17 protein-coding genes and 1 tRNA gene are annotated in these 22,119 nt (G+C 71.2%); 6 read left to right on the forward strand and 12 right to left on the reverse strand.

The window, feature by feature from the left end; genetic code table 11:
• The 4 genes from ABFX54_RS04080 to ABFX54_RS04095 all read right to left on the reverse strand — a co-directional run.
• Nucleotides 1-872 (reverse strand): leucine-rich repeat domain-containing protein (locus tag ABFX54_RS04080; protein WP_346101525.1); only part of this gene is annotated, 872 nt, incomplete at its 3' end.
• 2 nt (nt 873-874) lie between these two features.
• On the reverse strand, nt 875-2,431 hold the full coding sequence (locus ABFX54_RS04085) for an SDR family NAD(P)-dependent oxidoreductase (protein WP_346101526.1): 1,557 nt from the start codon (nt 2,429-2,431) through the stop codon (nt 875-877).
• A 9-nt stretch (nt 2,432-2,440) separates the two neighbouring features.
• Nucleotides 2,441-2,512, reverse strand: a tRNA-OTHER gene (locus ABFX54_RS04090).
• Nucleotides 2,513-2,594: 82 nt separating this feature from the next.
• Nucleotides 2,595-5,432, reverse strand: a complete 2,838-nt coding sequence (locus tag ABFX54_RS04095; protein WP_346101527.1) for a helix-turn-helix transcriptional regulator — start codon at nt 5,430-5,432, stop codon at nt 2,595-2,597.
• A gap of 171 nt (nt 5,433-5,603) precedes the next feature.
• On the opposite strand from ABFX54_RS04095, the gene ABFX54_RS04100 reads away from it, so the two are divergent.
• Nucleotides 5,604-8,447 (forward strand): helix-turn-helix transcriptional regulator, encoded by a 2,844-nt coding sequence (locus tag ABFX54_RS04100; protein WP_346101528.1) that lies wholly within the window; start codon nt 5,604-5,606, stop codon nt 8,445-8,447.
• Nucleotides 8,448-8,467: 20 nt separating this feature from the next.
• Here ABFX54_RS04100 and ABFX54_RS04105 read toward each other — a convergent pair whose 3' ends face one another.
• The 5 genes from ABFX54_RS04105 to ABFX54_RS04125 form a co-directional block, all read right to left on the reverse strand.
• On the reverse strand, nt 8,468-8,758 hold the full coding sequence (locus ABFX54_RS04105) for a ScoMcrA-related endonuclease (protein WP_346101529.1): 291 nt from the start codon (nt 8,756-8,758) through the stop codon (nt 8,468-8,470).
• Nucleotides 8,755-9,222: a DUF5709 domain-containing protein gene (locus ABFX54_RS04110; protein ID WP_346101530.1), complete on the reverse strand. Its 468-nt coding sequence runs from the start codon at nt 9,220-9,222 to the stop codon at nt 8,755-8,757. The genes ABFX54_RS04105 and ABFX54_RS04110 overlap by 4 nt, the downstream gene beginning before the upstream one ends.
• A gap of 15 nt (nt 9,223-9,237) precedes the next feature.
• Nucleotides 9,238-9,939 carry a hypothetical protein gene (locus ABFX54_RS04115; RefSeq protein WP_346101531.1) on the reverse strand — a complete coding sequence of 234 codons (702 nt, stop codon included), beginning with the start codon at nt 9,937-9,939 and terminating at the stop codon, nt 9,238-9,240.
• Nucleotides 9,936-10,814, reverse strand: coding sequence for an alpha/beta fold hydrolase (locus tag ABFX54_RS04120; protein ID WP_346101532.1), 879 nt, complete (start codon nt 10,812-10,814; stop codon nt 9,936-9,938). Before ABFX54_RS04120 ends, ABFX54_RS04115 begins: the two co-directional genes overlap by 4 nt.
• Nucleotides 10,815-10,877: 63 nt before the next feature.
• The gene (locus tag ABFX54_RS04125) at nt 10,878-11,681 is read right to left on the reverse strand and encodes an SDR family NAD(P)-dependent oxidoreductase (RefSeq protein WP_346101533.1); all 804 of its coding nucleotides are present in this window, start codon (nt 11,679-11,681) and stop codon (nt 10,878-10,880) included.
• A 207-nt stretch (nt 11,682-11,888) separates the two neighbouring features.
• On the opposite strand from ABFX54_RS04125, the gene ABFX54_RS04130 reads away from it, so the two are divergent.
• The 3 genes from ABFX54_RS04130 to ABFX54_RS04140 all read left to right on the forward strand — a co-directional run bounded on the left by ABFX54_RS04130 (nt 11,889) and on the right by ABFX54_RS04140 (nt 15,724).
• A complete protein-coding gene (locus ABFX54_RS04130) occupies nt 11,889-13,361 on the forward strand; it encodes a dihydrolipoyl dehydrogenase family protein (RefSeq protein WP_346101534.1) in 1,473 nt (490 codons plus the stop codon).
• Nucleotides 13,362-13,728: 367 nt separating this feature from the next.
• Entirely contained in the window at nt 13,729-14,112 is a 384-nt protein-coding gene (locus tag ABFX54_RS04135; RefSeq protein ID WP_346101535.1) for an effector-associated constant component EACC1, read from the forward strand.
• A complete protein-coding gene (locus ABFX54_RS04140; protein ID WP_346101536.1) occupies nt 14,099-15,724 on the forward strand; it encodes a caspase, EACC1-associated type in 1,626 nt (541 codons plus the stop codon). The genes ABFX54_RS04135 and ABFX54_RS04140 overlap by 14 nt, the downstream gene beginning before the upstream one ends.
• A 60-nt stretch (nt 15,725-15,784) precedes the next feature.
• Here ABFX54_RS04140 and ABFX54_RS04145 read toward each other — a convergent pair whose 3' ends face one another.
• The gene (locus ABFX54_RS04145) at nt 15,785-17,446 is read right to left on the reverse strand and encodes a serine/threonine-protein kinase (protein WP_346101537.1); all 1,662 of its coding nucleotides are present in this window, start codon (nt 17,444-17,446) and stop codon (nt 15,785-15,787) included.
• Nucleotides 17,447-17,683: 237 nt separating this feature from the next.
• Between ABFX54_RS04145 and ABFX54_RS04150 the strand changes: the two genes are divergently transcribed.
• Entirely contained in the window at nt 17,684-18,220 is a 537-nt protein-coding gene (locus tag ABFX54_RS04150) for a PadR family transcriptional regulator (protein WP_346101538.1), read from the forward strand.
• A 112-nt stretch (nt 18,221-18,332) separates the two neighbouring features.
• Complete coding sequence (locus tag ABFX54_RS04155) at nt 18,333-19,655, forward strand: FAD-dependent oxidoreductase (protein WP_346101539.1); 1,323 nt, start codon at nt 18,333-18,335, stop codon at nt 19,653-19,655.
• 39 nt (nt 19,656-19,694) lie between these two features.
• On the opposite strand, the gene ABFX54_RS04160 is transcribed toward ABFX54_RS04155, so the two are convergent.
• Together ABFX54_RS04160 and ABFX54_RS04165 are read right to left on the reverse strand one after the other, a co-directional pair.
• Nucleotides 19,695-21,185: a carboxylesterase/lipase family protein gene (locus tag ABFX54_RS04160; protein ID WP_346101540.1), complete on the reverse strand. Its 1,491-nt coding sequence runs from the start codon at nt 21,183-21,185 to the stop codon at nt 19,695-19,697.
• Complete coding sequence (locus tag ABFX54_RS04165) at nt 21,185-22,114, reverse strand: MBL fold metallo-hydrolase (RefSeq protein ID WP_346101541.1); 930 nt, start codon at nt 22,112-22,114, stop codon at nt 21,185-21,187. Before ABFX54_RS04165 ends, ABFX54_RS04160 begins: the two co-directional genes overlap by 1 nt.
• Between the last annotated feature and the right edge of the window lie 5 nt (nt 22,115-22,119).

Genomic DNA, 22,119 nt, shown 5'->3' on the forward strand with positions numbered 1-22,119 from the left:
CCCAGGTCGAGCGCCTCGATGCCGCCGAGAGCGCCGGCCAGCGCACGGGCGCCGTCCGGCCCGATGCCGTTGCCGCCGAGGCCCAGGCGCACCGGCCGGTCGGGATCGGTCACCGCGGCGAGCGTGGCCGCACCGGCGTCGCCGAGATGGTTCGCCGGAAGGTAGAGCTCGCGTACGCCGGCGTCCCTGATCAGCGCGGCCAGCAGGTCGCCGGACTCCGGGCCCAGCCCGTTCCCGCCCAGGAACAGCCGCTCGACCGGGGCCGGCCGCTCGGTGAGCACGTCCAGCAGCGCCCGCAGCCCCTCCCGGGTGAGCCCGGTGTTGACCAGGTCGAGCGTGCGGATCGTGGTGTTGCGGCGCAGCATCGCGGCCAGGGCGAGGACTCCGTCGTCGCCCACCGGGTTCCGCTTGAGCCACAGGGCGCGCACGGTGGTGTCGGTGGCCAGCCGATCGGCGAGCGCCCGCGCGCCCGCCGGCTCGATGCGGTTGCAGCCGAGGTAGAGCGTCTCCACGCCGTGGCCGGGAACCAGCGCGCCGGCGATGGTCCTGGCTCCGTCGTCGCCGATGGCGTTGGTGCCCAGCAGCAGATGAACGGCGTGCGGCGAGGCCACCGCGGCCGGGAGCAGCCGCGCCGCGCCGGCCGGTCCGAGGCCCTGCTTGCACAGGTCGACCCGGCCGTCGGGCCGTACGGTGCCGAGCGGGAAGGTCTCGTCGGCCGCCACCCTGGCCGGCGCGGCCAGCCGCGCGACCAGCGGACCCAGGTCCGCCGGATCTGCCGGCGGCACGTCGGGGTGCTCGATCGCGGGGCAGCGTACGGGCGTCGGCACGTCGCCGTGCTCGATCGCAGGGCGGCCTACGGGCGTCGGCTCCATCTTCACCACTCCACCGGTCGGTAGTCCTTCAGGAACAGGCCGGACACCCGATCCCCGCCCACCCCGCGCACGATCGGGTCGTAGACCCGGGCGGCGCCGTCGATGACGTCCAGCGGCGGGCGGAACCCCGCCTCCCGCTGCGCGGTCTTGTCCGGATGGGGGCGTTCGTCGGTGACCCAGCCCGTGTCGACGCTGTTCATGTAGATGCCCGAGGCCGCGTAGTCCGCGGCGGCGGTGCGGGTCAGCATGTTGAGCGCGGCCTTGGCCATGTTGGTGTGCGGATGGCGGACGGTCTTCTGCTCGCGGGAGAAGCTGCCCTCCATCGCCGAGACCTGCACCACGTACCGGTCCGGCCACGGCGACGCCTCCAGCAGAGCGCGCAGCCGGGACGTCAGCAGGAACGGCGCGAAGGAGTTCACCAACTGCACTTCCAGCCACTCGGCCGGGTCCACCTCGTGCAGCCGGAGACTCCAGCTGTTGCGTTCGCGCAGGTCGAGCGGCTGGCCGGTCTCGTCCGTCCGCCCGGCGGGGAACCACTCCTCCAGGGCGTCCCGCTGCCTGACCGCGGGGTGCGAAGGAGCCGGCGCGACCTCCAGCCGCGCCGGCACGTCGATCCGCGCCGCGAGGCCGCTCAACGGCACGCTCTCCGCGGCGCGCACCTCGCGATGGTACGCGGCGGGCCGGCGGATCGTCTGGGCCGCGTTGTTGACCAGGATGTCGAGATGGCTGAAACGCCGTTGCACGGACTCCAGCAGACCGGCGACGGCCGCCAGGTCGAGCAGGTCGACACCGTGCACGTGCAGCCGGTCCAGCCAGGCTCCGGCGTCGGGCACGGCCGCGAACCGGCGCGCGGCATCCCTCGGGAAGCGAGTGGTGACCAGGACGTCCGCGCCGTCGCGCAGCAGCTTCAGTGCGAGCTGGAAACCGATCTTCACCCGTCCCCCGGTCACGATCGCCCGGCGGCCACGCAGGTCGCAGCGGGCGTGCCGGCGTGCCATGCTCTCGTCGGCGCAGGCCGGGCAGAGCAGGTGGTATTCGGGATGAACCTGCTGGTAGGGAGACTTGCAGACGTAACAGCGTCGCGTGCCCACCAGCGGGCGCCGCGCCGACGCGGCCCGATCACCCGACGGATCCGGCTTCGCGGCGCTGGCCTGATCCTGGGGACCCACCTGATCCTGGGGACCGACTTGACCCTGAGGACTGGCCTGATCTTGGGGATCGGCCTGATCCTGGGGATCGGCCGAGATCGCCGGCGAGACGAGCGCGGGGGACGGATCCTGGTCCCGATAGCGTGCCGTGGCCGCCGTGACCTCGTGGTCGCGCCGCCTGCGCTCGGCGTACCGCGACGCCTTACGTGCCTTCTTCCCCGCCCGGTACAACTGCGCCGCGGCCTCGTGCACGGCCGCCCATCGAGGATCGGCCGGATCGGCCGCTCGCGCCTGGGCCATCACCCGCAGGCAGGTCTCGATCTCAGCCTGGCCGGTTTCCGCCCCGTGCGGCGGAGCTCCGGCCACGTCAGGATCGACGACCGACACCCGCACCCCCACCGATGACCTCAAGAGTTGGGGCAAGGCTGGTCGGATTCGAACCGACGTCCTCCAACCTGCTGTAAGGCGCGACGACCTCTGCGCTACAGCCTTGCCGCAGCAGAGCTTAGCGAATAGCACTGACATTCGATGCCAACAATCGGCAGGACCTCAGCCCGGTCACGGCGTCCGAGCGTCATGTGCGTTCGATGGCGATACGGGTGAGTTCCACGCGCGAGGCGATGCCGAGCTTGCGAAACGCCTGGCGGAGGTGGTGGGCGACGGTGTGGGGGCTGATGTACATGCGACCGGCGACCTGTTTGTTGTTCAGCCCCTGAGCGACGAGTTCGGCGATGGCCTGCTCCGTGTGGGTGAGGCTGTTCCAGCCGGAGATCGGCTTGCCGGGTGCGGCCGTCCAGTGGCGGTGGCGGATGCCGAGTTCGCGCAGCCGGCGCCGGACGCGGGCCTGGTCGCGGCCGGCGCCGGCCTGCCGGTAACCGTCGAGCGCCTCTTTCAGGCGGTGGATCGCCTGGTCCTGGTCGCCTTGGTCCCCGTGCAGGACGCCGAGGTCTTCTGCCGCGGAGGCCGCGTCCCATACGCCGGCATGTTGCGCGGTGGCCTGGGCCAGGCAGGCCGCGTCGCGGTGGGCGACGCCTCGGCTGTGGGCCGCGGCGGCCGTCAAAGCCGGCTGGTCAGGGCAGGCGTCCGCGAGACGTCGGGCGGCGTCGGCGGTGACCTCTGCCAACGCGGCGTCACCTGCTGCCAGTGCGGTGCGCGCCAGCCAGGCCGCGGCCGTCGGGTCACCGAGCAGCAGCCCGGGCCGTACGTGGAGGTCGACGCGGAGCCGGCGAAGGTGCCCGAGGGCCGCGTCGGCGCCGTCGAGCGCCTCGGCGAGCTGGGCTTCGGCCATGAGGCTCTCGGCCCGCGCGTAGATGTCGGCGAACTGGGGGCCCGCGGCGGGACGGGCGGACAGGTGCCGGGCCGCGGCCGCGATGTCGCCCCGGCGGAGCTCGATCACGGACAGCACGCAGTGCGCGGTCGCGGCGTATCCGTACGCGCCCAGAGACTCGGCGGCGGCCCTGGCCGCACCGGCCTCGGCGGCGGCGTCGGCGAGCCGGCCGGCGGCGAGATGGACCCGGCCGCGCAGCAGGGACAGCGCGGCGCCCGCCGGCAGGTTCCGCAGCGCCGGAACGTCCGCGGCGCACAGAAGCTTCCCCGCCTCGTCGAGCCGGCGCAGGTCGATCAGGGCGGCGGCGAGGACGAGCAACGGCTGCGCCTGGCGCGCGTCGCAGGAACTCCCCGGCTCATGGCGCACTGCCTCCCGCAGCGCCTCAAGACCCTCGCCGACCCGGCCGGCGTCACAGTGGACGACCGCTCGGGCGAGCAGGGCCGCCGTGGCGGATGGCGCTGCGATTCCGGATGAAGCCGCGATTCCAGGCGAAAGCGACGAAGGTCTCGAAGTGTGACGGTCGTGCCCGCCGGGAAGGGCCGGTACGGCCTCAGCCGCTGTGCCGGTGCGCTCATCACGTAGTCCGGTCAGAGCCTGGAGGTGCGCGGTCAGTGCCTGGTCCCGCAGGTCCGCTGCCAACAGGGGCCGAGTCAGCACCGTCCGGGCCTCGCCGGCGGCCTCCTCGGGCCGGCCCAACGCGCACAGGAGCGAGGACAGCGTGCATCGCAGCCGATCCTCCGCCTCGGGCGGCAGTGGCCGGGCCAGTTGATCACGGGCGATCCGGTGGGCCTGCTCCAGTCGGCCGGCCGCGGCCAGCGACTCCGCGGCGGCGACCGCGCGGGGCAGTGCGTCCGGATCGCCGGGAGGTGTCAGCTCCAGCGCACGTACGGCCAGGTCCGCCGCCACCCGTGGCGCCGAGGCGCGGACCCGTACCGCGGCCTCGTCCAGACCGGCCAGCGCGGCGCGGTCGGCCGGACGCGCGGCTGCCAGCAGGTGATCGGCGGCTCCCTCCGCTGATCGGCCGTTGGCCAGGAGATTCTCGCCGTACTGGAGATGCAGGGCCGTGCGGGCCGGTCGCGGGGTCAGCTCGCCGAGCGCACGGCGCAGCAGCTCGTGGCGGAAGGTGAACGCGTCCTCCGCGGCGGTCGTGATCGCGGCGTCCATCGTCTCCTCGACCGCGGGCAGCAGCGCCGCGGGAGTTCTGCCGAGCAGCTCGGCCGCGTCGGCGAGCCGGAACGCCGGGCCCAGTACCGCGGCCGTCACCAGCAGGTGCCGGGCTTCCCTGCCGAGGTCGCCGAGCCGCCGCCGGGCCAGGTCGTGGACGCGCCTCGGCAGCCGGGACGAGGTGAGCGCGGCGCGCCCTCCGATGATCCGGACACCCTCCTCCTCACGCAGACCGCCGATCAGCCCGGCGACGAGTGCGGGGTCGCCGGCGGCCCCACGGGCGAGCTCCGTCAGGGCGCGATCCGGTACGGCGCCGAACGCGTCGGCCAGCATGGCCCGCACCGCGTTCTGACCCAGCGGGCCCAGCGGGACCCGGACGGCGCCGTCCTTCTCCAGCAGTCCGAAGAGCTGCTCGGCACCGCCTGGCTGTGCGCTCGACCTGGCCAGCAGCCACGCGATCGGACGGTCGTCGAGGTCTCCCGGCAGCGTCCGGAGCGCGGCCAAGGTGGCCGGACTCGCCCAATGGAGGTCATCAAGGCAGACCAGGACGGGAGCGGCCGCGGCCCGCCGTTCGAGACAAGCCCGTATCGACGCGATCGACCGCTCGATCTCGCGCTCCGGCGCACAGCCGTCGTCCGGCTCGGGGAACGGCTCGCGCAGGGCCGCACGCAGCGCGAAGAACGCGATCGCCCGGCCCACCTGGTCCGCTGCCGCCGCGGCCAGGGAGAATCCCTGCTCCGCCGCACTGTCGACGGAAGCACGGAGGAACAGAGACTTGCCGCTGCCCTGCCCCCCGTCCACCAGAACCACCCCACCGGTCCCTCGACGGGCGCGCCGCAGCAGATCGCCGACGATCTCCTGCTCCGCGGCACGCCCGTACACGGCCTCGCGGACGGCTGAAGGCTCGTAGATGCTCGCCATACCGCCAGGGTGCCCGGCCGCCGCCGTCCGGCGCATCACCCGGATGAGCGATCCCTCACCTGTACGGCCGGGACGCTGCGACGACGTCCATAGTCAGTACAGTCGGCCATGGGGGATGAAACAGGGCACTGCGCCATCGCACGGGACTCGAACGGAGGACGAGGGTTGGACATGAGCGCCACCGACCCCTTCGCGCCCGTGCCTCCCCTGCGGGGACGGGAGGCCGAGATCGACGCGCTACGCGACCGGCTCGACGCCGTGCGCGCAGGGCGCGGCGGTACGATCCTCATCACCGGACTGGCCGGCATGGGCAAGACCGTGCTGATGGAAGCGGCCGAACACCTGGCCCGCGAGCGAGGCGTCAGCGTCTTCCACGGCGTATGCGACGTCGCCGGGCAGGTGATTCCGCTCGCCCCCCTCCTACAAGCCCTGGTGTACGCTCCCGGCGCGCCGGTGGATCCGCCCGTGCTGCGCGAGCTGTCCCACTCCCCCGACCAGCGGTTCTGGCTGCTACGCGAACTGCAGGAGGCACTGGAACGCGCCGCGCTGCACGACCCCGTACTGATCTCGATCGATGACGTGCAGTGGGCCGACGAGGCGACTCTCGCGGCGCTCGGCACGCTCACGCGGCAGCTCGCGACGCACCGGATCCTCTGGCTGCTGTCGACCCGGTCCGGAGAGGGGTCCGTACCGGCGCGCACGGCCCTGTCCCGGCTGGAGGCCGCCGGCGCGCTCAAGGTCACGCTCGGCCCCCTGACCGGCACCGCGGTCGCCGATGTCACGACGGACCTGCTCAACGGCGCGCCCGACGTCGCGCTGCTGCGGGTCATCGCGCGCGTCCAGGGCCACCCGTTCCTCCTGACCGAGCTGCTGCGCGGCCTGCGCGAGGAGAAACTGGTGGAAGTGTCCGGCGGAGCCGCCCGCCTCACCGGCACCCGGATTCCGCTGCGGTTCGTCGACTCGATCGAGGACCATCTGGCCCGGCTGTCCGAGAGCGCCCGCGCCGCCCTCCAGATGGCCTCCGTGCTCGGCCGCCGCTTCTCGGCGGCGGAACTCGCCACTCTCACCGGCGGTTCGCCCGCCGAGGTCTTCGGCGCATTGCGGGAGGCGATGGCGGCCGGGCTGATCGCCGAGGACGGCGACCGGGTCGCCTTCAGGCACGATCTGGTACGCGAGGCGGTCGAGGCGGCCCTCCCCTCCACCGTCCGGCAGAGTCTGCGGCGCCAGGCCGTCGAGGTGATGCTGCGCCACGGCGCGCCACCGCCTGACGTCGCGGAACTCGTCATGAAGGTGGCCGCGCCCGGCGACACCTATGCGATCGCGATCCTGCGGCGGGCCGCCGCTGAGACCGGGCAGGTGTCCCCGGCCATGGCGAGCGTGCTCAGCCGGCGGGCGCTGGACCTGACGCCGCCCCGTGATCGCGACCGCGGCCCGCTGACCACCGAGACTCTCGGCTATCTCACCCTCGCCGGCAAGGCCGCCGAAGCGGTACGGCTGGTCGCGGCGGGCACAGGCGACATCGCCGACCCGGAGGCCGAAGCCGAGGCCAGGCTCAGGCTCGCCCTCCTGCTGTCCCAGTACGCGCTCGCTGACAGCGCCGAGCAGTGCCGCCGGGCGCTGGAGTTGCCCGGGTTGTCCACAGCGCTGTGGATCCAGCTGCAGATCAGCCTCGCGCTGGCGCTCGACCTGCTCGGCGACGTCGCCGGGGCCGAGCGGGCCACCGCTTCCGCGGCCGACCGCGCGCGGACGAGCGGCGATCCGGCCGACGAGATGCTCACGCTGTTCGCGCGGGCTTCGCTGACGCTCGCCAGGGGCTCCTGGCGGCACTCCCTCGACCTCCTCGGCGCGGCGATCGCCCTCCAGCGCGAGGCGGAGAGCGCCGAGGCGGCGCGGGTATGGCGCCTGGACGTCTGGATCGCGATCATGTACCTCCGGCTGGCCCGCGTCGACGAGGCGATCGCGATCATCGATGCCGGGATACGGGACGCCCAGCGAGAGGGCGTGGCGGTGCACATCCGCAACTGGTCGGTGATCCGGTGCCGTGCGATGTACGCCGCCGGCCGGCTCACCGACGCCCGTTCCGACGCCGAGGCGACCATCGAGATGTCCGACGAGATCACCGCGGACGAGAAGTACGGCCAGGCCGATCATCTCTGCTTCTACATCGCGGGCCGGGTGGCGCTGCACACCGGCGATCCGGACCAGCTCGCACAGGCACGCCGATCGGCGGAGCGGCTGCTCGGCACGCGGGAGTCCCCGTCCGCGCAGGCGCTGGGCGGCTGGCTCAAGGCTCTGGTGGCCGACGCCGACGCGGACCCTTCGCAGGTGAGCGGGATCGACGTGCGGCTCCTCGACCCGCTGGCCCGCGGAGCGCTGGCCAGCAGCAGCCCGCGCACGCACGCCGACTCGGCCATCGTCACCCGCGTACTGCTGAACGCGGGCAGGCGCGGCGACGCCGAGTCGGTGGTCACCAACCTGGAGGAGTTCGCCGCACGGAACCCGGACTTCCCGTTCCTGGAGTGCGCCGCCCTGCACGCCCGCGCGGTGCTCGACGCCGACCCGGACACGGCGCTGCTGGCCGTCGCTCGCAGCGACGGCGATCCGCGGCCGCTGGTGCGCGCGTCCGTGCTCGAAGACGCCGGGAGGCTGCTTCCTGCCACGCGGACGGACGAGGCGGTGCCGCTCCTTGAGTCGGCGCTCGCGTCCTACACCAGGGCCGGAGCCGAGCGGGACGCCGCCCGGGTACGCAGCCTGCTGCGCGCCCGAGGGGTGCGTCCCGCCGCGGGCGGCCCCCGTTCCGCTCCCGATTGGCCGGAGCTGACCGAGTCGGAGTTCGCGGTGGTGAGCCTGGTGGCGCGGGGCGCGACGAACCGGGAGGTCGCCGAGCGCCTCTATCTGTCGGCGTACACGGTGAACACGCATCTGCGGCACGTGTTCACCAAGCTCGGCATCCACTCCCGGGTCGAACTGGCCCGCATCGCGACCGAACGCGGGATGCCGGCCGAGCAAAGCTGAGCCGCCGCAGGGGGTGACCGCTATCTGGCAGGCCGCTGCGGTCGGACGGTGAAGCCCAGCCTCCCGAGCACCCTGACGGCACCGCTCTTGCCTCCCTCGAAGTCACCGGAGCCGAGGCGGTGACCGGTGGCCAATGCGTAGGCCCTGCCCAGGATCGCCTTGGGCGGGTAGTACCGGTCCTCCCAGACCAGCTCGTAGGTCGTCGCGCGGCCGAATCCGTGCTCGTTGAAGAACGACTCCGGACCGAGCCGGTCATACTCCTGGATCGCACGCACCACGTCGTCCCGCTTCACCTGCTCCCACTTGATCATGGAATCTCCTCCTGCCAGGAATCGTCGTCGGTCACCACGTGGATCGCGGCCTCCTCCGCGGACGCCCCACCGCCATCGATGCCCTCGTCGCTGGCGACAAGGGCATCGCGGACGACAAGGTAGGAAGCGCCTTCCTCGTAGACGTCCGTGTACGCGGACACCAGTCGGCCCGCCCGGGGCTCGGATACGTCCTCACCCGCGTATCGCGAGATTTCCGCCTCCGTAGCGTTCTCGTCCCAGGGAAACTCCCCGGGTCGGTCGCCATCGAACTCCGCGATGACGTCGGGCTCCTCCGCGGCCAAGAGCCGATCCAGCGATTCGTCCGCCACGGCGGACCACCGCTGCGGCGGCACCACCCCCCGATCCAGGGGATCGTCCCCCGGCGGCCCGTTCAGGGTGTCCGCGGAATCGAGGGTCTCGTAGTCCTGCAGATCCTCGGATTCATGACGTCCCTCTTTCGGCATCCGCTTGCTCCCGGTTCAGAATCCGATGAGGCCCTGGGGGCTCTGGTAGGGGATGGCCACGCTGGTGACCTCGTCGAGGGCTCCGTCCGGACGGACTATGTAGCCGATGAGTTTCGAGGCGTTCGGGTAGAGCTGGTAGAGGTGCGCCCCGGTCGGGCTCAGCCAGTTATCGCCCGGCCCGCTGCTGACCGTCCCGTTCAATGCGCGGAACGTTCCGTCGCCGGGCACCTTCGGGCAGGCGGGGTCCTTGGCGACCGTGATGGTGTTTCCTTCGACGCGGAAACTCGTGACATAGCCGTACCCGAAGTTCGTGGCGAACGCCCATCGGTCATCCGGCGAAATGGCGAGCCAGCACAGTTCCGAGGGCTTGCCGCCGGTCGTGTCGATCGGCGTGATCGGACCGGTGCTGACGCTGCCGTCCTCGCCGATCCTCGCCATCGCCAAGCCGTCACCGACGGCGTATAACCACCGAGTCACGCAGTGGATGTCGGCGCTGAAGGTCTCGGCAGGCAGCGCCCGCATCTCCTCCCAGCTCCACGACCTCAGCTCCCTGCCATGCCGCCGGATGGAGAACGTCCACTCCGTCAGCGGCGTACGCGGCGTCGGACCGGCCGAGAGCACGGGGAAGCCGGCGGTCACGTGCTGGCCGGGCGGCACCCGGGTCCCCGTCCCGGCCGCGCCGCGGTGACCGTGAAATCCCCGCGAAACGAGGCTCATCGGGTGCCCCTGCCGCCGGAACGGCCGAGAAACCCAAGGATGAGTTCGGCGACCTGGTCATGGGCGCTTTCCAGCAGGAAGTGTCCGCCGTCGAGCAGGTGGATCTCAGCGTCGGGCACGTCTGCCGCGAAGGCCTCGGCGCCCCTCGGTCCGAAGATCTCGTCGCCCTTTCCCCAGATCGCCAGGACCGGAGGCCGGTGCTTCCTCAGGTACTCGTGCAGAGCCGGGTACAGCCGCGGGTTGGTGACATAGTCGCGGAAGAGCGCGAGCTGGATAGCGTCATTGCCGGGTCGCGACAGGAGCGCGAAGTCGTGGTGCCAGGCATCGGGGCTGACGAGGGTCTCGTCCGGGACGCCGGTGACGTACTGCCACCGGGTCACCTCCAGGCTCAGCGCGGCCCGGACGGCCCCTTCGGTCTGCGGTGTCTGAGCGTGCTGGTAGTCCCATACGGTCTTCCAGAAGCTCTCGACGAATCCCACCTCGTAGCCGTTGCCGTTCTGCGTGACGATCGCCGTGATGGCCCGCGGCTCGGCCAGCGCGAGCCGCCAGCCGATCGGGGCGCCGTAGTCGTGGACGTAGACGGCGTAGCGGGTGACCCCCAGTTCGTCGAGCAGGCCGGCGGTCAGCCGGTAGAGGGCGTCGAAGGTGTAGTCGAACTCGTCGGCGGGCGGAGCATCGGAGAGCCCGAATCCGAGCAGGTCCGGAGCGATCACGTGGTACTGCCGCGCCAGCGGCGGGATCAGGTCGCGGAACATGAATGAGCTGGTGGGAAAGCCGTGCAGGAGCACGATGACCGGAGCGTCGGCCGGTCCTGCCTCGCGGTAGAACAGCCGGTGCCCTTGCACTGTCGCGTAGCGGTGATGAACAGACGCCATGATCGATTCCTCCGGTGGCGGTCCGGACCCGGCCGCTCCGGGAACGGCCGGATCCTCGCCGAGTCAGTTACGTCCTGCCATGACGCCGCCGTCGACGTTCCAGACGGCGCCGGTGACCCAGTCGGTCGCCGGGGACAGCAGGAAGGTGATGGTGTTGGCCACGTCCCGGACGGTGCCGGTCCTGCCGATGGGGTGGAAGGCGTCGAAGCCGTGCAGCGTCGCCTCCAGCTGGTCCTCTGGCACGAACTTCTCGTAGATCGGGGTCGCGACCACGGCCGGGGCCACGGTGTTCACCCGGATTCCGTGCGGCGCCAGTTCCAGCGCCAGGTTGTGGGTCAGGGAGTGCAGCCCGCCCTTGGCCAGTGAATAGCCGGACGACGGCGTCGCCCCGACCGCCTGGTGCGCCCACATGCTGCCGATGTTCACGATCGACCCGCCCTGCCCGCTCTCGGCCATCCCCCTGGCCACCGTCTGGGTCAGGAAGAAGATCGCCCGATTCAGCCGCTGGTAGACGTCGTAGTCCTCGCCGTCGTAGTCCAGGAACGGCTTGGGCAGGAACAACCCCGCGGCGTTGACCAGCAGCGTCGCGTCGGCGTGCTCGGCCGCCAGGTGCCGGCGGGTCTCCTCGGCGGCCGTCGGATCGGACAGGTCCGCCGCGATCCCGACCGCGCGGCCGTCACCGCCCAGTTCCTTGACGGTGGCCTCCACCTTGGCGGGGTTCCGCCCGATGATGACGGCCGTTCCGCCTGCTCCCACCACGTCCGCGGCGGTCTGGCGTCCCATGCCGCTGCTGCCCCCGACGACGATGAGTTTCCGTTCCGCGAAGACCGGCATGGATTCCATCCGGTCGAGCCAGTTCATGCTCATCCGGCACTCCCTTCCGCTTCGGCGCCGGCCGACCAGGTGGCCGGCGCCCTCGTCACGACCCACCGTCACCCGGCCGCGCCGGCTCCCACATCGTCAAAGCGGCTAATCCCGGCGTGCCCTTCGGAACCGTCAAGAACGGGGATGTCGCGGCCTTCGACGCCGGAGTACCAAGTCAGGAGTCACAGCACCGAGGAAGAGGAGCAGGCCGTGAGCGCACACGAGGCCGGGGAAGAGTACGACGTGATCGTGATCGGCACGGGACCGGTCGGGCAGACGGTCGCCCAGCGGGTCCGCTCGGCCGGGCTGACCGTGGCCGCCGTGGAAAGAGAGCTGGTCGGCGGGGAATGCTCGTACTGGGCGTGCATTCCGAGCAAGGCGATGCTACGGCCCGTCACGGCGCTCGCCGACGCGCGCCGGGTCGGCGGGGCCCGCGAAGCGGTGACCGGGCAGGTGGACGCCACGGCCGTGCTCGCCCGGCGGGACAAATGGGTGACCGACTGGGACGACCGGGGGCAGGCTCAGTTCCTGAAAGACATCGGCGCCGACCTGATCCGCGGCCACGCGCGCCTGGACGGCCCACGGCGCGTGTCCGTGGAGATCCCGCGCGGCTCCACCCTCTCCCTGACCGCCCGCCACGCGGTGGTCGTCTGCACCGGCAGCCGCCCGAACTTTCCCGAGCTGGCGGGCCTGGCCGACGTACGGCCTTGGACGAACCGGGAGGCCACCGACTCCCCCAAGGTCCCCGGGCGGCTCGCCATCATCGGCGGCGGCGGGGTGGGCGTCGAGATGGCCACCGCCTGGCACGGCCTGGGATCCTCCGTCACCCTGCTGGCACAGACCGAAGGACTGCTGCCGAAGATGGAGCCCTTCGTCGGCGAGATGATCGCGCGCTCCTACACCGAGGCCGGCATCGACGTGCGGATCGGGGTTACCGTCGAGGGCATGCGCCGCCCTGACCGCACCGGCCCGGTCACCCTGTCGCTTGAGGGCGGTGCGGAGCTGGAGGCCGACGAGGTGCTCCTCGCCATCGGACGCAGGCCGCTGACGTACGACATCGGCCTGCAGACCGTCGGCCTGGAGCCGGGCTCGTGGCTGGAGGTGGACGACACCTGTGCCGTCCGCGCCGTGGCCGGGGACAGATGGCTGTACGCGCTCGGCGACGTCAACGGCCGCGCCCTGCTCACCCACCAGGGCAAGTACCAGGCTCGCGTCGCCGGAGCCGTGATCGCCGCCCGTGCGGCCGGACGGCCGGTGGACCCCGCCCCGTGGGGCCCGCACGCCACCACCGCCGACAGCCGTGCGGTACCGCAGGTCTTCTTCTGCGACCCGCAGGTCGGCGCGGTGGGCCTGACCGCCGACCAGGCCGAACGCGCCGGGCACCGGATCCGGGTGGTCGACGTCGACACCGGCGGGAAGGTCGCCGGAGCGGGACTGTACGCGGACGGCTACACCGGCCGCGCCCGCATGGTCGTCGACGAGGACCACGAGCGGCTGCTCGGCGTCACCATGGTCGGCCCCGCGATCGAGGAACTGATCCACTCGGCCACCGTCGCCGTCGCCGCACAGGTGCCTGTCAGCCGCCTCTGGCACGCGGTTCCCTGCTTCCCGTCCATCAGCGAGGTCTGGCTCCGCCTGCTTGAGGCCTACCGCGACACGACGGACGCCAGGCAGTGGCGCTGAGCCGAACCACCGCCGCTTCGCCGCACGCCGCGAACGCTTCTACAGGTCGTCGCGGTCGGCGTTCGCCCGGCACGCCGTAGCCCCCGTCCAGGTTGGAGGTGGCGTACCCGGAACGCGGAGGCGGGACGGCCGGCGCGCTCACGAGTGTCGCCGCCCGGCCTCGTATGCAGCGGAGTTCCGGAAAGGCGTGGATGCGAGGACTGTCATATCTTTCTGGTGGCCGCTTATGGCGCCGCTCTGATTCGGCGCGGTTCACTTGCGGCTGCGGGCCGTTCTATTAGCGACAAGATAAGGCTGAGCACATCCAGGCCGCTAGCATGATGGATATCAAAAGCCGTAATTCAAAGGACGTTACCTCGTGCTTGAGATGTCCGATGCTGTGGACCTGCAGGTAGTTGTCGAGGGTGCGGAGGCCGAGACCCACGCGGTGGGGTTGTCCAACTGGCTCGGTTCGGAGGACGAACTGCGCGGGCGGGTACGGCCTCGGCGGCGGGCACCGGAGCCGGGAGAGATGGGCTCGGCGGTGGAGTTGCTGACCGTGGCGGTGGGCTCCGGTGGCGCGGTGGTGGTGCTGATCCAATCGGTGTGCACGTGGCTCACCTCCCGCGGCGCCGACGTCAAGGTCACCGTCACCACTGCCGACGGGCGGCGGGTCGAGGTGGACGTCCGTCGTGCCGCGGACCCGGCGGCGGTGCTGCGGGAGGTGGCAGAACAGTTCCCGGCGGCTGTCGAGGGGCATGGTGAGTCGTAAGCCGTTCCCGGACGGCAGGGGCAGCCGGGCGGTGCTCATCGGGGCGGGTACCTTCCACGACCCGCAGTTGCCTGACATCCCGGCCGTGCGCACGAATCTGGAAGACCTGCGTCACGTGCTGACGCATCCCGTACATGGCCTCCTCGAAGCCGATCATTGTCAGACATTGGCCGATCCGGCGGATCAGGCCGCTGTCGGCGTGGCCTTGACCGCCGCCGTCCGCGAGGCGGAGGATCTGCTGCTGGTCTATTACTGCGGGCACGGGGTCCTCGACGACACCGGAGCACTGCATTTCGCTCTGACCGGCACGAATGCCGAACACGTCGGCTTTTCCGCCATCCACGTCGACCTGGTCAAACGCATGGTCGGCAGCGCTCGCGCCAAAGCCCGCGTGCTCCTCCTGGACTGCTGCTTCTCCGGCCAAGCCGTCACAGTCATGAGCAACCGGCGGAGCCTCGCCCTGGGGCAGCTCGATCTGACGGGCACCTATACCCTGACGTCCACGCCTGCCAACTCCCTCTCCCACGCCCCACTCGGTGCCCGCAACACCGCATTCACCGGAGCGTTGCTGAACGCGTTACGCGCACCCGGCCCGCTCACCCTGGATGAGATCCACCGCCACATCGACCGGGAACTGGTCGGCCAGGGCTTCCCCCGTCCGCAACGCCGTTCCGTCGGCAGCGCCGGAAATCTCGCCGTGACGCGAGGGCCGACCATACCTGCGCCTGGATCCCGTCCGGCTCCTTCCCTCTCCCGCGGGAAGCCGCCGAGCGCTACGACGAAGACCGGCCGTGCCCTGCTCGCGATGTTGCCGCTCGCTTTGCTCCAGGGCAGCACCTACGTACCTCAGGAGCCGGACTCGTTCCTCGATGCCCCGCGCATAGTGGCAGGAGTCTGGCAGGACGACGGTAATCGCCTCAACGGAGCAAAATCGAGTTACAACGAAGACGCGATCACCGGACTGCTTGATCTTGCCGACTTCAAGGGAGAGATCACCTTTAACAAGGTCGCGCGAGAACGGGCGATGAGCACGCTGATGGGAGGCGAGGTCGACATCGCCGGCACGCTGGGCATAATCCCGTCCAGAGAAGCAATAGCCGACTTCGTCGGTCCGCTCGCGTCCTCGCGACTGGGCGTGTTGGTTCGTCGCGGCGAAAAAGATATCGACAAACTTTCCCACCTTTCCGGGCGACGCGTCTGCACGATTGCCGGGTCGACGACATTCGGCTCCTTGTGGAAGGCCGTGAACGGGGTACAGACCTACGTCCAGAAGGGCTTTGACGGCTGCCTCACCTGGCTGCATCGGCGTGCCGTGGACGCGATCGTCGGAGACCGGTTGACACTCGCCGGCATCCAGTTGGCGGAGCGAGAAGGCACTGATCTCGTCGCGGGCATCAGGTTCGGCCCTCGCGAATCCACGGGATTCGCGATAAGCAAGGGCGATCATGATACGTGCCAACGCCTCCGCATCGCCTTGCAGAAATACGTCGGCAGCAAGGACTGGCGGAATCACTTCAGTGAACGCCTGCCCTCGGTAGAGGATTATGTCGATGCGCAACCCACCTTGGAAGAGATCGACGAAATGTCTTGCCGAGCGGGCGCAGCAGGCTGAGTGGCCTGCGATGACGCGAGTTCTTCGCCGGGCCCGGCTCACCGGCCGGCTGCCTGGATGTCAGGGGATCCGGGCGACGACGAAGTCGTCGAAATAGGTGCGGGTCTCGGCGACGCTCTCGACGAACAGCCCGAAGCGGGGCGGGCCGACGGCCTTGCTCGCCTCGGTGTCGGCCAGCCGGACGACGAGCTGGTCGTCGGCCCACAACGCCAGATCGACCCGGCCGTCACCGCGTACGCACTCGGCGCGGAGCAGCGCGTTCCCCCTGGCGACGCCCTCCGGCAGCGGGATGTCGCCGGTCATGTTGCGCGGGACGCCGCCGACGACCTTGGCGATCTTCCCGTGCCCGTCGCCGCGGATCTCCATGACGTACAGGATGTCGTTGGCGACCTGGTCGTCCTTGGAGTACTCGCAGTAGACCCCGTTCCAGGTCTCCGCGCCGGCGTCCGAGAAGTTCATCTTCACCGACGCGAGCGCGCGGTCGGGGAATCCCTTCTTCGCCGGCGCCGGGCTCCACCGGTGCCCGGCGCCGCGCTTCAGCCTGATCGTGTACCGGCCGTCGCCCGTGTAGCCCTGACCGGTGTCCACCCCGGTGCCCTCGTTGTTCCAGCCCGAATTCTCGGCGGCGAACGTCTCGCGGTACACCATCTCGCCGCGGGGAGGCGTCTCCGGCGCCGAGTTCACCACCCACACCATCACGGCGGCGGCGACCAGCGCACTCACGACCAGGGCCGCCCCCGCCCCGATCAGCACGTCCCGCAGCCGGCGCCGTCTGGTCTCCTCCGGTAAGCGGTGCCGCGCCGACCTGGATCGGCCCCGGCTCTCCCTGACCTCCTTCTTCCGCAGCGGGCTCAGGTCGAGCCGTACGCTGCTGGCGACCTGGGCGGAGTCGACGTCCGGCCGCTGCACCAGCGCGCCCAGCAGTTCCTGCGCGGTGGGACGGCGCGCCGGATCCTTGCTCAGCGCCGCCGTGACGATCGGCCGCAGGCCGGGGTCGAGGCGCCGCAGGTCGGGTTCGTCATGGACGACCCGGTACATCGCGTGCGGCAGATTAGAGGAGGCGAACGGCGAGGCGCCCACGGTGGCCGCGACGACCACGCAGCCCCAGGCGAAGATGTCCCCCGGCGGGCCCACCTGTTCCCCTTGGACCTGCTCCGGGGCCATGTAGTCGGGGGTGCCGAAGACCATGTCGGTGGCGGTCTGCCGGTCACCGGCGTCCAGGGCCCGGGCGATGCCGAAGTCGATCACGCGCGGGCCGAGCGGCGACAGCAGCACGTTCGCGGGCTTGAGGTCGCGATGCACCAATCCGGCGTCGTGAATGGCGGTGAGCGCGGTCGCCACGCCCACCGCGAGCGCCTCCACGTTCGAGCCCTCCAGCGGCCCGTTCTCGCGCAGCACCCGCCCCAGATCGGGCCCGGCGACGTACTCGGTGACGACCCAGAGCGGCTCGGCGTCCAGCTGCGCGTCGAGCACGGGCGCGGTGCAGAACCGCCGCACCCGGCGCGCCGCCGACACCTCGCGCCGGAACCGCGCGCGGAACTCCGGGTCGACGGCGAGCAGACGGTTGATCACCTTGATCGCGACCGGCCCCGCCGGCCCCTCGGCGAGGTAGACCGTGCCCATGCCGCCCTGCCCCAGCCTGCTGGCGATCCGGTACGGGCCGATCTGCACCGGATCGGACGTTTCCAGGGCGAGAGGGGGATGCAGTCCATTGGACGTCACAATGGCCGATCCTAAGATGACTTATGCCGCAAAGTACCCACAACATGAAAGTGCTTGATAAGGTTCCACGTTTGACGTGATCCAAGATCTTTCCGAGCCGTCGTCTCGGACACCGGATCACCCATGAAGAGTCCGTCCTGCGGGGCGGGCTCTTTCTTGTTGAGCCCCTTGGACGGGGGCGGCTACTCAAGGCGGCAGACCCTTGTGCGACGCGAGTACTCGTGTTTGAGTAGTCATATGCGAGCAACTCGTCTCTTCATCCTCGGCACCCTGGCGGACGGCGGTCCCATGCACGGGCACAAGATCCGGGCCGCCGCCCAGATGGACCGGGTCGAGCTGTGGGCGGACGTCAAGCCAGGATCGTTGTACGGGGCGCTGCGCCGGATGGCGGACGAGGGCGTCGTCGAGGTGGTTCGTACGGAGCAGGAGGGCAACCTGCCCGCCCGCACGGTGTACGGCATCACCGGCAAGGGCCGTACCGAGCTCGTCTCGCTGATCAGGTCGGTCCTCGCCGACACCAGGCTCCGGCCGGACGCGATCCAGCTGGTGCTCCTGCACAGCGGCGAGATCGGCCAGGACGAGCTGCGCACGGCCGTCGAGCGGCGGCGCGACTCCTTCGCCACGCAGCTCGGCTTCTGGCGCAACCTGCGCGTCGAGGCCGAACCGCACCTGAGCAGGCTGGAGGCCGTCGCCTTCGACTACACGCTGATGCGGCTGGAGACGGAGCTGGCCTGGCACGAGCGCTTGCTCGCCGAACTCACGCACCAGGAGTGACCGCCCGGATCCGCCTCCACCAGCCCGGATGTACCGCACCCCCTCAGCGCGGGTGCGTCCCCATCAGAACATCGGAACATCGGAACATCGGAACATCGGAAGGAGAGTTTGCATGTCCGCTCGGCTCAAGCACGTCGCCGTGATCGGCGGTGGGATCGGCGGGCTCTGCCTCGCTCAAGGACTGCGTCAGGCCGGCATCCCCGTCACCGTGTACGAACGCGACCGATCGGCCGACTCACGACTCCAGGGCTTCCGGCTGAACATCGAACCCACCGGAAGCACCGCCCTGCACGCCTGCCTGCCGCCCGCCCTGTGGGAGGTGCTGGTGGCCACCGCGGGCGACCCCGGGCCCGGGATCAGCTTCCGCGACGAACGCATGCGGCCGCTCGTACGCATCGGCCGGGACGGCGGCAGGAAGCCGGATCCGCTGGACCCCACGGCCGGCCGGCATGCCGTCAGCCGCGTCACCTTGCGCAAGATCCTGCTGGCCGGCCTGGACGACGTCGTCCGCTTCGGCAAGGAGTGCACCGGTTTCTCCCGGACGGGCGACGGAACGGTGAGCGCGGAGTTCGCCGACGGGACCACCGCGACCGCGGACGTGCTCGTCGCGGCCGACGGCGCCGGCTCCCGCGTGTGGGGGCAGCTCCGCCCCGAGGCCGGCCGCACCACGCTGCCGGCGACGGCCGTGGCCGGCAAACTCTTCCTCACCGAGGCGAACCGGCGCTGGCTGCCGGAGCCGTTGCTCGCCGGCATGAACGCGTTCTGGCCCCGCCAGGACTTCCTGTTCACCGCGGTCTTCCGCAGGCGCGAGAACCCGGCGGCGATCAACGCCAGGCTCGGCGACCGCCTACGCGCGCTCGGGCTGGAGCCGGAGCGCCTGCTGGCGGACTCCCATGACGACGACTACATCCTGTGGGCCTTCATCGCGCACCGCGACGCGCTGCCGGGCTTCACGGCGAAGGACCAGGCGGATCCGGTCGCCGTACGGGAGATGCTGGCCCGGCGGACCACCGGCTGGCATCCCGACCTGCGCCGGCTGCTCGCCGACTCGACCCCGGACACCCTCTACCAGACCGAGTTCCGAGCCGCCCAGCCACTCCGGCCGGACGAGACGGGCAACGTCACCGGCCTCGGGGACGCCGTCCACCAGATGCCCCCGGTCGGCGGGCTCGGCGGCAACACCGCGCTGCGTGACGCCCACCGGCTCCGCACCGCGCTCATCGCCGCCGATCGTGGCGAGCAGCCGTTGGCGCGGGCGTTGCACGACTACGAGACGGACATGCTGCGCCACGGGTTCGACACCGTACGCGCGGTCGTACGCAACACCGACGCCGCGATCGACCGCAACCCGCTGCGACGGGCGGCCACCCGATGGTTCTTCCGCACCTGCGGGGCCGTCCCGCCCCTCGGCCGGGCGGTGTTCGGCGAGGGCTGACCCGGCCGGCGGGCAGAGGGCGGCACGACGCTCAGGGGGTCATGGCCACGCTCGTAGTTCGTCGCCGCGCGGGTCGTCCGCCACGGTCCCTTCGCCGCCGACGATCATCGTGGCGCGGCGGGGCACGTCGTAGCGGTCCCAGCCGGGGTTCCCGGTCGTGGCGAAGGCGATCCAGGACGCGTGCGTACGGGCGGCGAGGTCGGCGGGTGGCTCGTCCGGGCCGAGCAGGGCGTCGGGCCCGCGCAGTCCGGGCAGGGCGGTGGCGTCGAAGACGAACGGCAGCTCCACGGTGTGGGCCGCGCCGAGTTCGCCTCCCAGCGCCGGCGAGCGCCAGGCGAAGCTGTAGACGTAGGTGGCGGACGAGCGATGCGCGGCGTGCGCGTCGGCCAGCCGCCGGTTGCCCACGCGGAACAGGGCGTCGCCCATGATCGCCGAGCGCAGCTCGCCGCTGGACGCGAGTGGCCGTGCCTTGCGGTAGGTCTCGACGAGGTGGCCGGGCTCCGGGTGGGAGCGGGTCGCGGCGGCCGTGACGTCGGCGTCGGTCGAGGAGGACAGGGTCTCGAACGGCGCCAGGTAGAGGTTGCCCTCCTCGGTGGTGGTGCCCGCCATAAGGTCCACGGCGGCTCCGCGGCCGGCGGCGACGGCGTCGGCGGGCTGCTGGTCGAGCACGAGGCTGAACGGGCTGAGCCCGATGAGCGGGTCGTAGTGGGTGGCGGTGCGCAGGTCGATGCCCGACAGTTCGGGAATGACCTCGACGAGGCGCCGGTCGGGGACGTCGGCGAAGGAGCCGGCGCGGGCCTCGATGCCCAGTGCCGCGGCGGCGGCGCGGGTCACGCGGGCGGCCTGCTCGGTGGTGAAGGCTCCGAGGCCGCTGCCACTCTGGACGATCGCGCGCCGGAACAGGCCCTCCGCCTCGGGCGTGGCCAGCACCGCGCCCACGATCGTGGCGCCGGCGGACTGGCCGGACAGCGTGACGGTCCCTGGGTCGCCGCCGAACGCCGCGATGTTCTCGCGTACCCAGCGCAGGGCGGCGATGACGTCGAGCAGGCCCCGATTGTCGGGTGCGCCGGGCAGGTGGAGAAAGCCCGGGATGCCGAGCCGGTAGTTGAGGGTGACGAGGACGACTCCGTCGCGGGCGAAGGCGGCGCCGTCGTACAGGGGCGACCGGGTGGATCCGGCCACGAAGCCGCCTCCGTGCACGAAGACCAGCACGGGCAGGCGCGCGTCGGCGGCGGCGGTCTCGGGTGCCCACACGTTCAGGGTCAGGTAGTCGTCGCCGGAGATCCAGCCGGGTCCGAAATATGGGGACATATCAAGGCGGCCGAGTTTGCGTTCGGACTGCGGCGCGTTCGGTCCCGGCTCGGTGGCGTCCCTCGTGCCGGTCCATGGGTCGTGCGGGCGCGGTGCCTGGAAGCGGCCGGCGCCCACCGGGGGCGCGGCGTACGGGATGTTCAGGAAGACGACGGAGTCGTCGCCGCGCCGTCCCCGGACGGTGCCCTGCGCGGTGACGACGTCCACATGCTGCTTCATCAGATGTCCTCGGAGTACGGTGCGAACGGGGCCCAGCCCTTGACGGCGAACCCGCTGCCCTCCCTGATCACCTCGGCGGCGCCGTGCCCGCCCAGGTGTGCGGGGATGACCAGGGCGTTGTTGTCGGCGGCCCAGCCGAAGACCTTGGCGCGGGAGGCGCGGGCGGCCGCGGGGTCCTCGCAGAAGCAGCTGTTCACGTCCGGCTCGACGAACTGCACGGGGTTGTGCATCATGTCGCCGACGAACACCGCCCGGTCGGCGCCCGACAGCAGGGTGAGCACGGACGATCCCGGCGTGTGCCCGGGCGCGAGGTCCAGGCGCAGGTTCGCGTCGATCTGGTACGAGTCGTCCCACAGCAGGGTCAGACCCGCCTCGTGGACGGGCAGGACGCTGTCCTCGAACACGTTCTGGTTGCCCCGCCCGAAGACCGACTTGTGGTCGTTGGCCGGGTTCCAGAAGTCGAAGTCGGGCTTCGGCATCAGGTACGTGGCGTTGGGGAAGGTGGGGACCCAGGCGCGGTCGTCCTGGAACGTGTTCCAGCCGACGTGGTCGATGTGCAGGTGGGTGTTGACGACGAGGTCGACGTCCTCGGGCCGGACGCCGGCGCGGGCCAGGTTGCCGAGGTAGCCGGTGTCGAGGTAGCTCCAGACCGGCGCGTAGGGTCGGTATCTGTGGTTGCCGACGCCGGTGTCGACGAGAATGGTCCTGCCTTCGCTGCGCAGGAGCCAGGTCTGGATCGCGCTGTTGACGATGCCCGTCTCCGGGTCGAGGAACTGCGGCGCCAGCCAGGAGGAGTTGTCCTCCCAGGTCCGCGGCGAGGTCTCCGGGAAGAACTGCTCGGGCGTCATCCCGACCGGGCCGTAGTACTCCCAGACGCGGGTGATCGTCACCTCGCCCAAGGTGATCTGGTCGACCGTTTCTCTGACCATGGGGA

Origin of the sequence: Nonomuraea maheshkhaliensis, from assembly GCF_039529435.1 — a bacterium.
GTDB classification, from domain to species: Bacteria; Actinomycetota; Actinomycetes; order Streptosporangiales; family Streptosporangiaceae; genus Nonomuraea; species Nonomuraea maheshkhaliensis.

Excerpts from the sequence above, each read along its gene's own strand:
- ABFX54_RS04095 (WP_346101527.1), bottom strand. The coding sequence starts at position 5,432 with ATGGCGAGCATCTACGAGCCTTCAGCCGTCCGCGAGGCCGTGTACGGG.
- ABFX54_RS04100 (WP_346101528.1), top strand. The coding sequence starts at position 5,604 with ATGAGCGCCACCGACCCCTTCGCGCCCGTGCCTCCCCTGCGGGGACGG.
- ABFX54_RS04105 (WP_346101529.1), bottom strand. The coding sequence starts at position 8,758 with ATGATCAAGTGGGAGCAGGTGAAGCGGGACGACGTGGTGCGTGCGATC.
- ABFX54_RS04110 (WP_346101530.1), bottom strand. The coding sequence starts at position 9,222 with ATGCCGAAAGAGGGACGTCATGAATCCGAGGATCTGCAGGACTACGAG.
- ABFX54_RS04115 (WP_346101531.1), bottom strand. The coding sequence starts at position 9,939 with ATGAGCCTCGTTTCGCGGGGATTTCACGGTCACCGCGGCGCGGCCGGG.
- ABFX54_RS04120 (WP_346101532.1), bottom strand. The coding sequence starts at position 10,814 with ATGGCGTCTGTTCATCACCGCTACGCGACAGTGCAAGGGCACCGGCTG.
- ABFX54_RS04125 (WP_346101533.1), bottom strand. The coding sequence starts at position 11,681 with ATGAGCATGAACTGGCTCGACCGGATGGAATCCATGCCGGTCTTCGCG.
- ABFX54_RS04135 (WP_346101535.1), top strand. The coding sequence starts at position 13,729 with ATGTCCGATGCTGTGGACCTGCAGGTAGTTGTCGAGGGTGCGGAGGCC.
- ABFX54_RS04140 (WP_346101536.1), top strand. The coding sequence starts at position 14,099 with ATGGTGAGTCGTAAGCCGTTCCCGGACGGCAGGGGCAGCCGGGCGGTG.
- ABFX54_RS04150 (WP_346101538.1), top strand. The coding sequence starts at position 17,684 with ATGCGAGCAACTCGTCTCTTCATCCTCGGCACCCTGGCGGACGGCGGT.
- ABFX54_RS04155 (WP_346101539.1), top strand. The coding sequence starts at position 18,333 with ATGTCCGCTCGGCTCAAGCACGTCGCCGTGATCGGCGGTGGGATCGGC.
- ABFX54_RS04160 (WP_346101540.1), bottom strand. The coding sequence starts at position 21,185 with ATGAAGCAGCATGTGGACGTCGTCACCGCGCAGGGCACCGTCCGGGGA.
- ABFX54_RS04165 (WP_346101541.1), bottom strand. The coding sequence starts at position 22,114 with ATGGTCAGAGAAACGGTCGACCAGATCACCTTGGGCGAGGTGACGATC.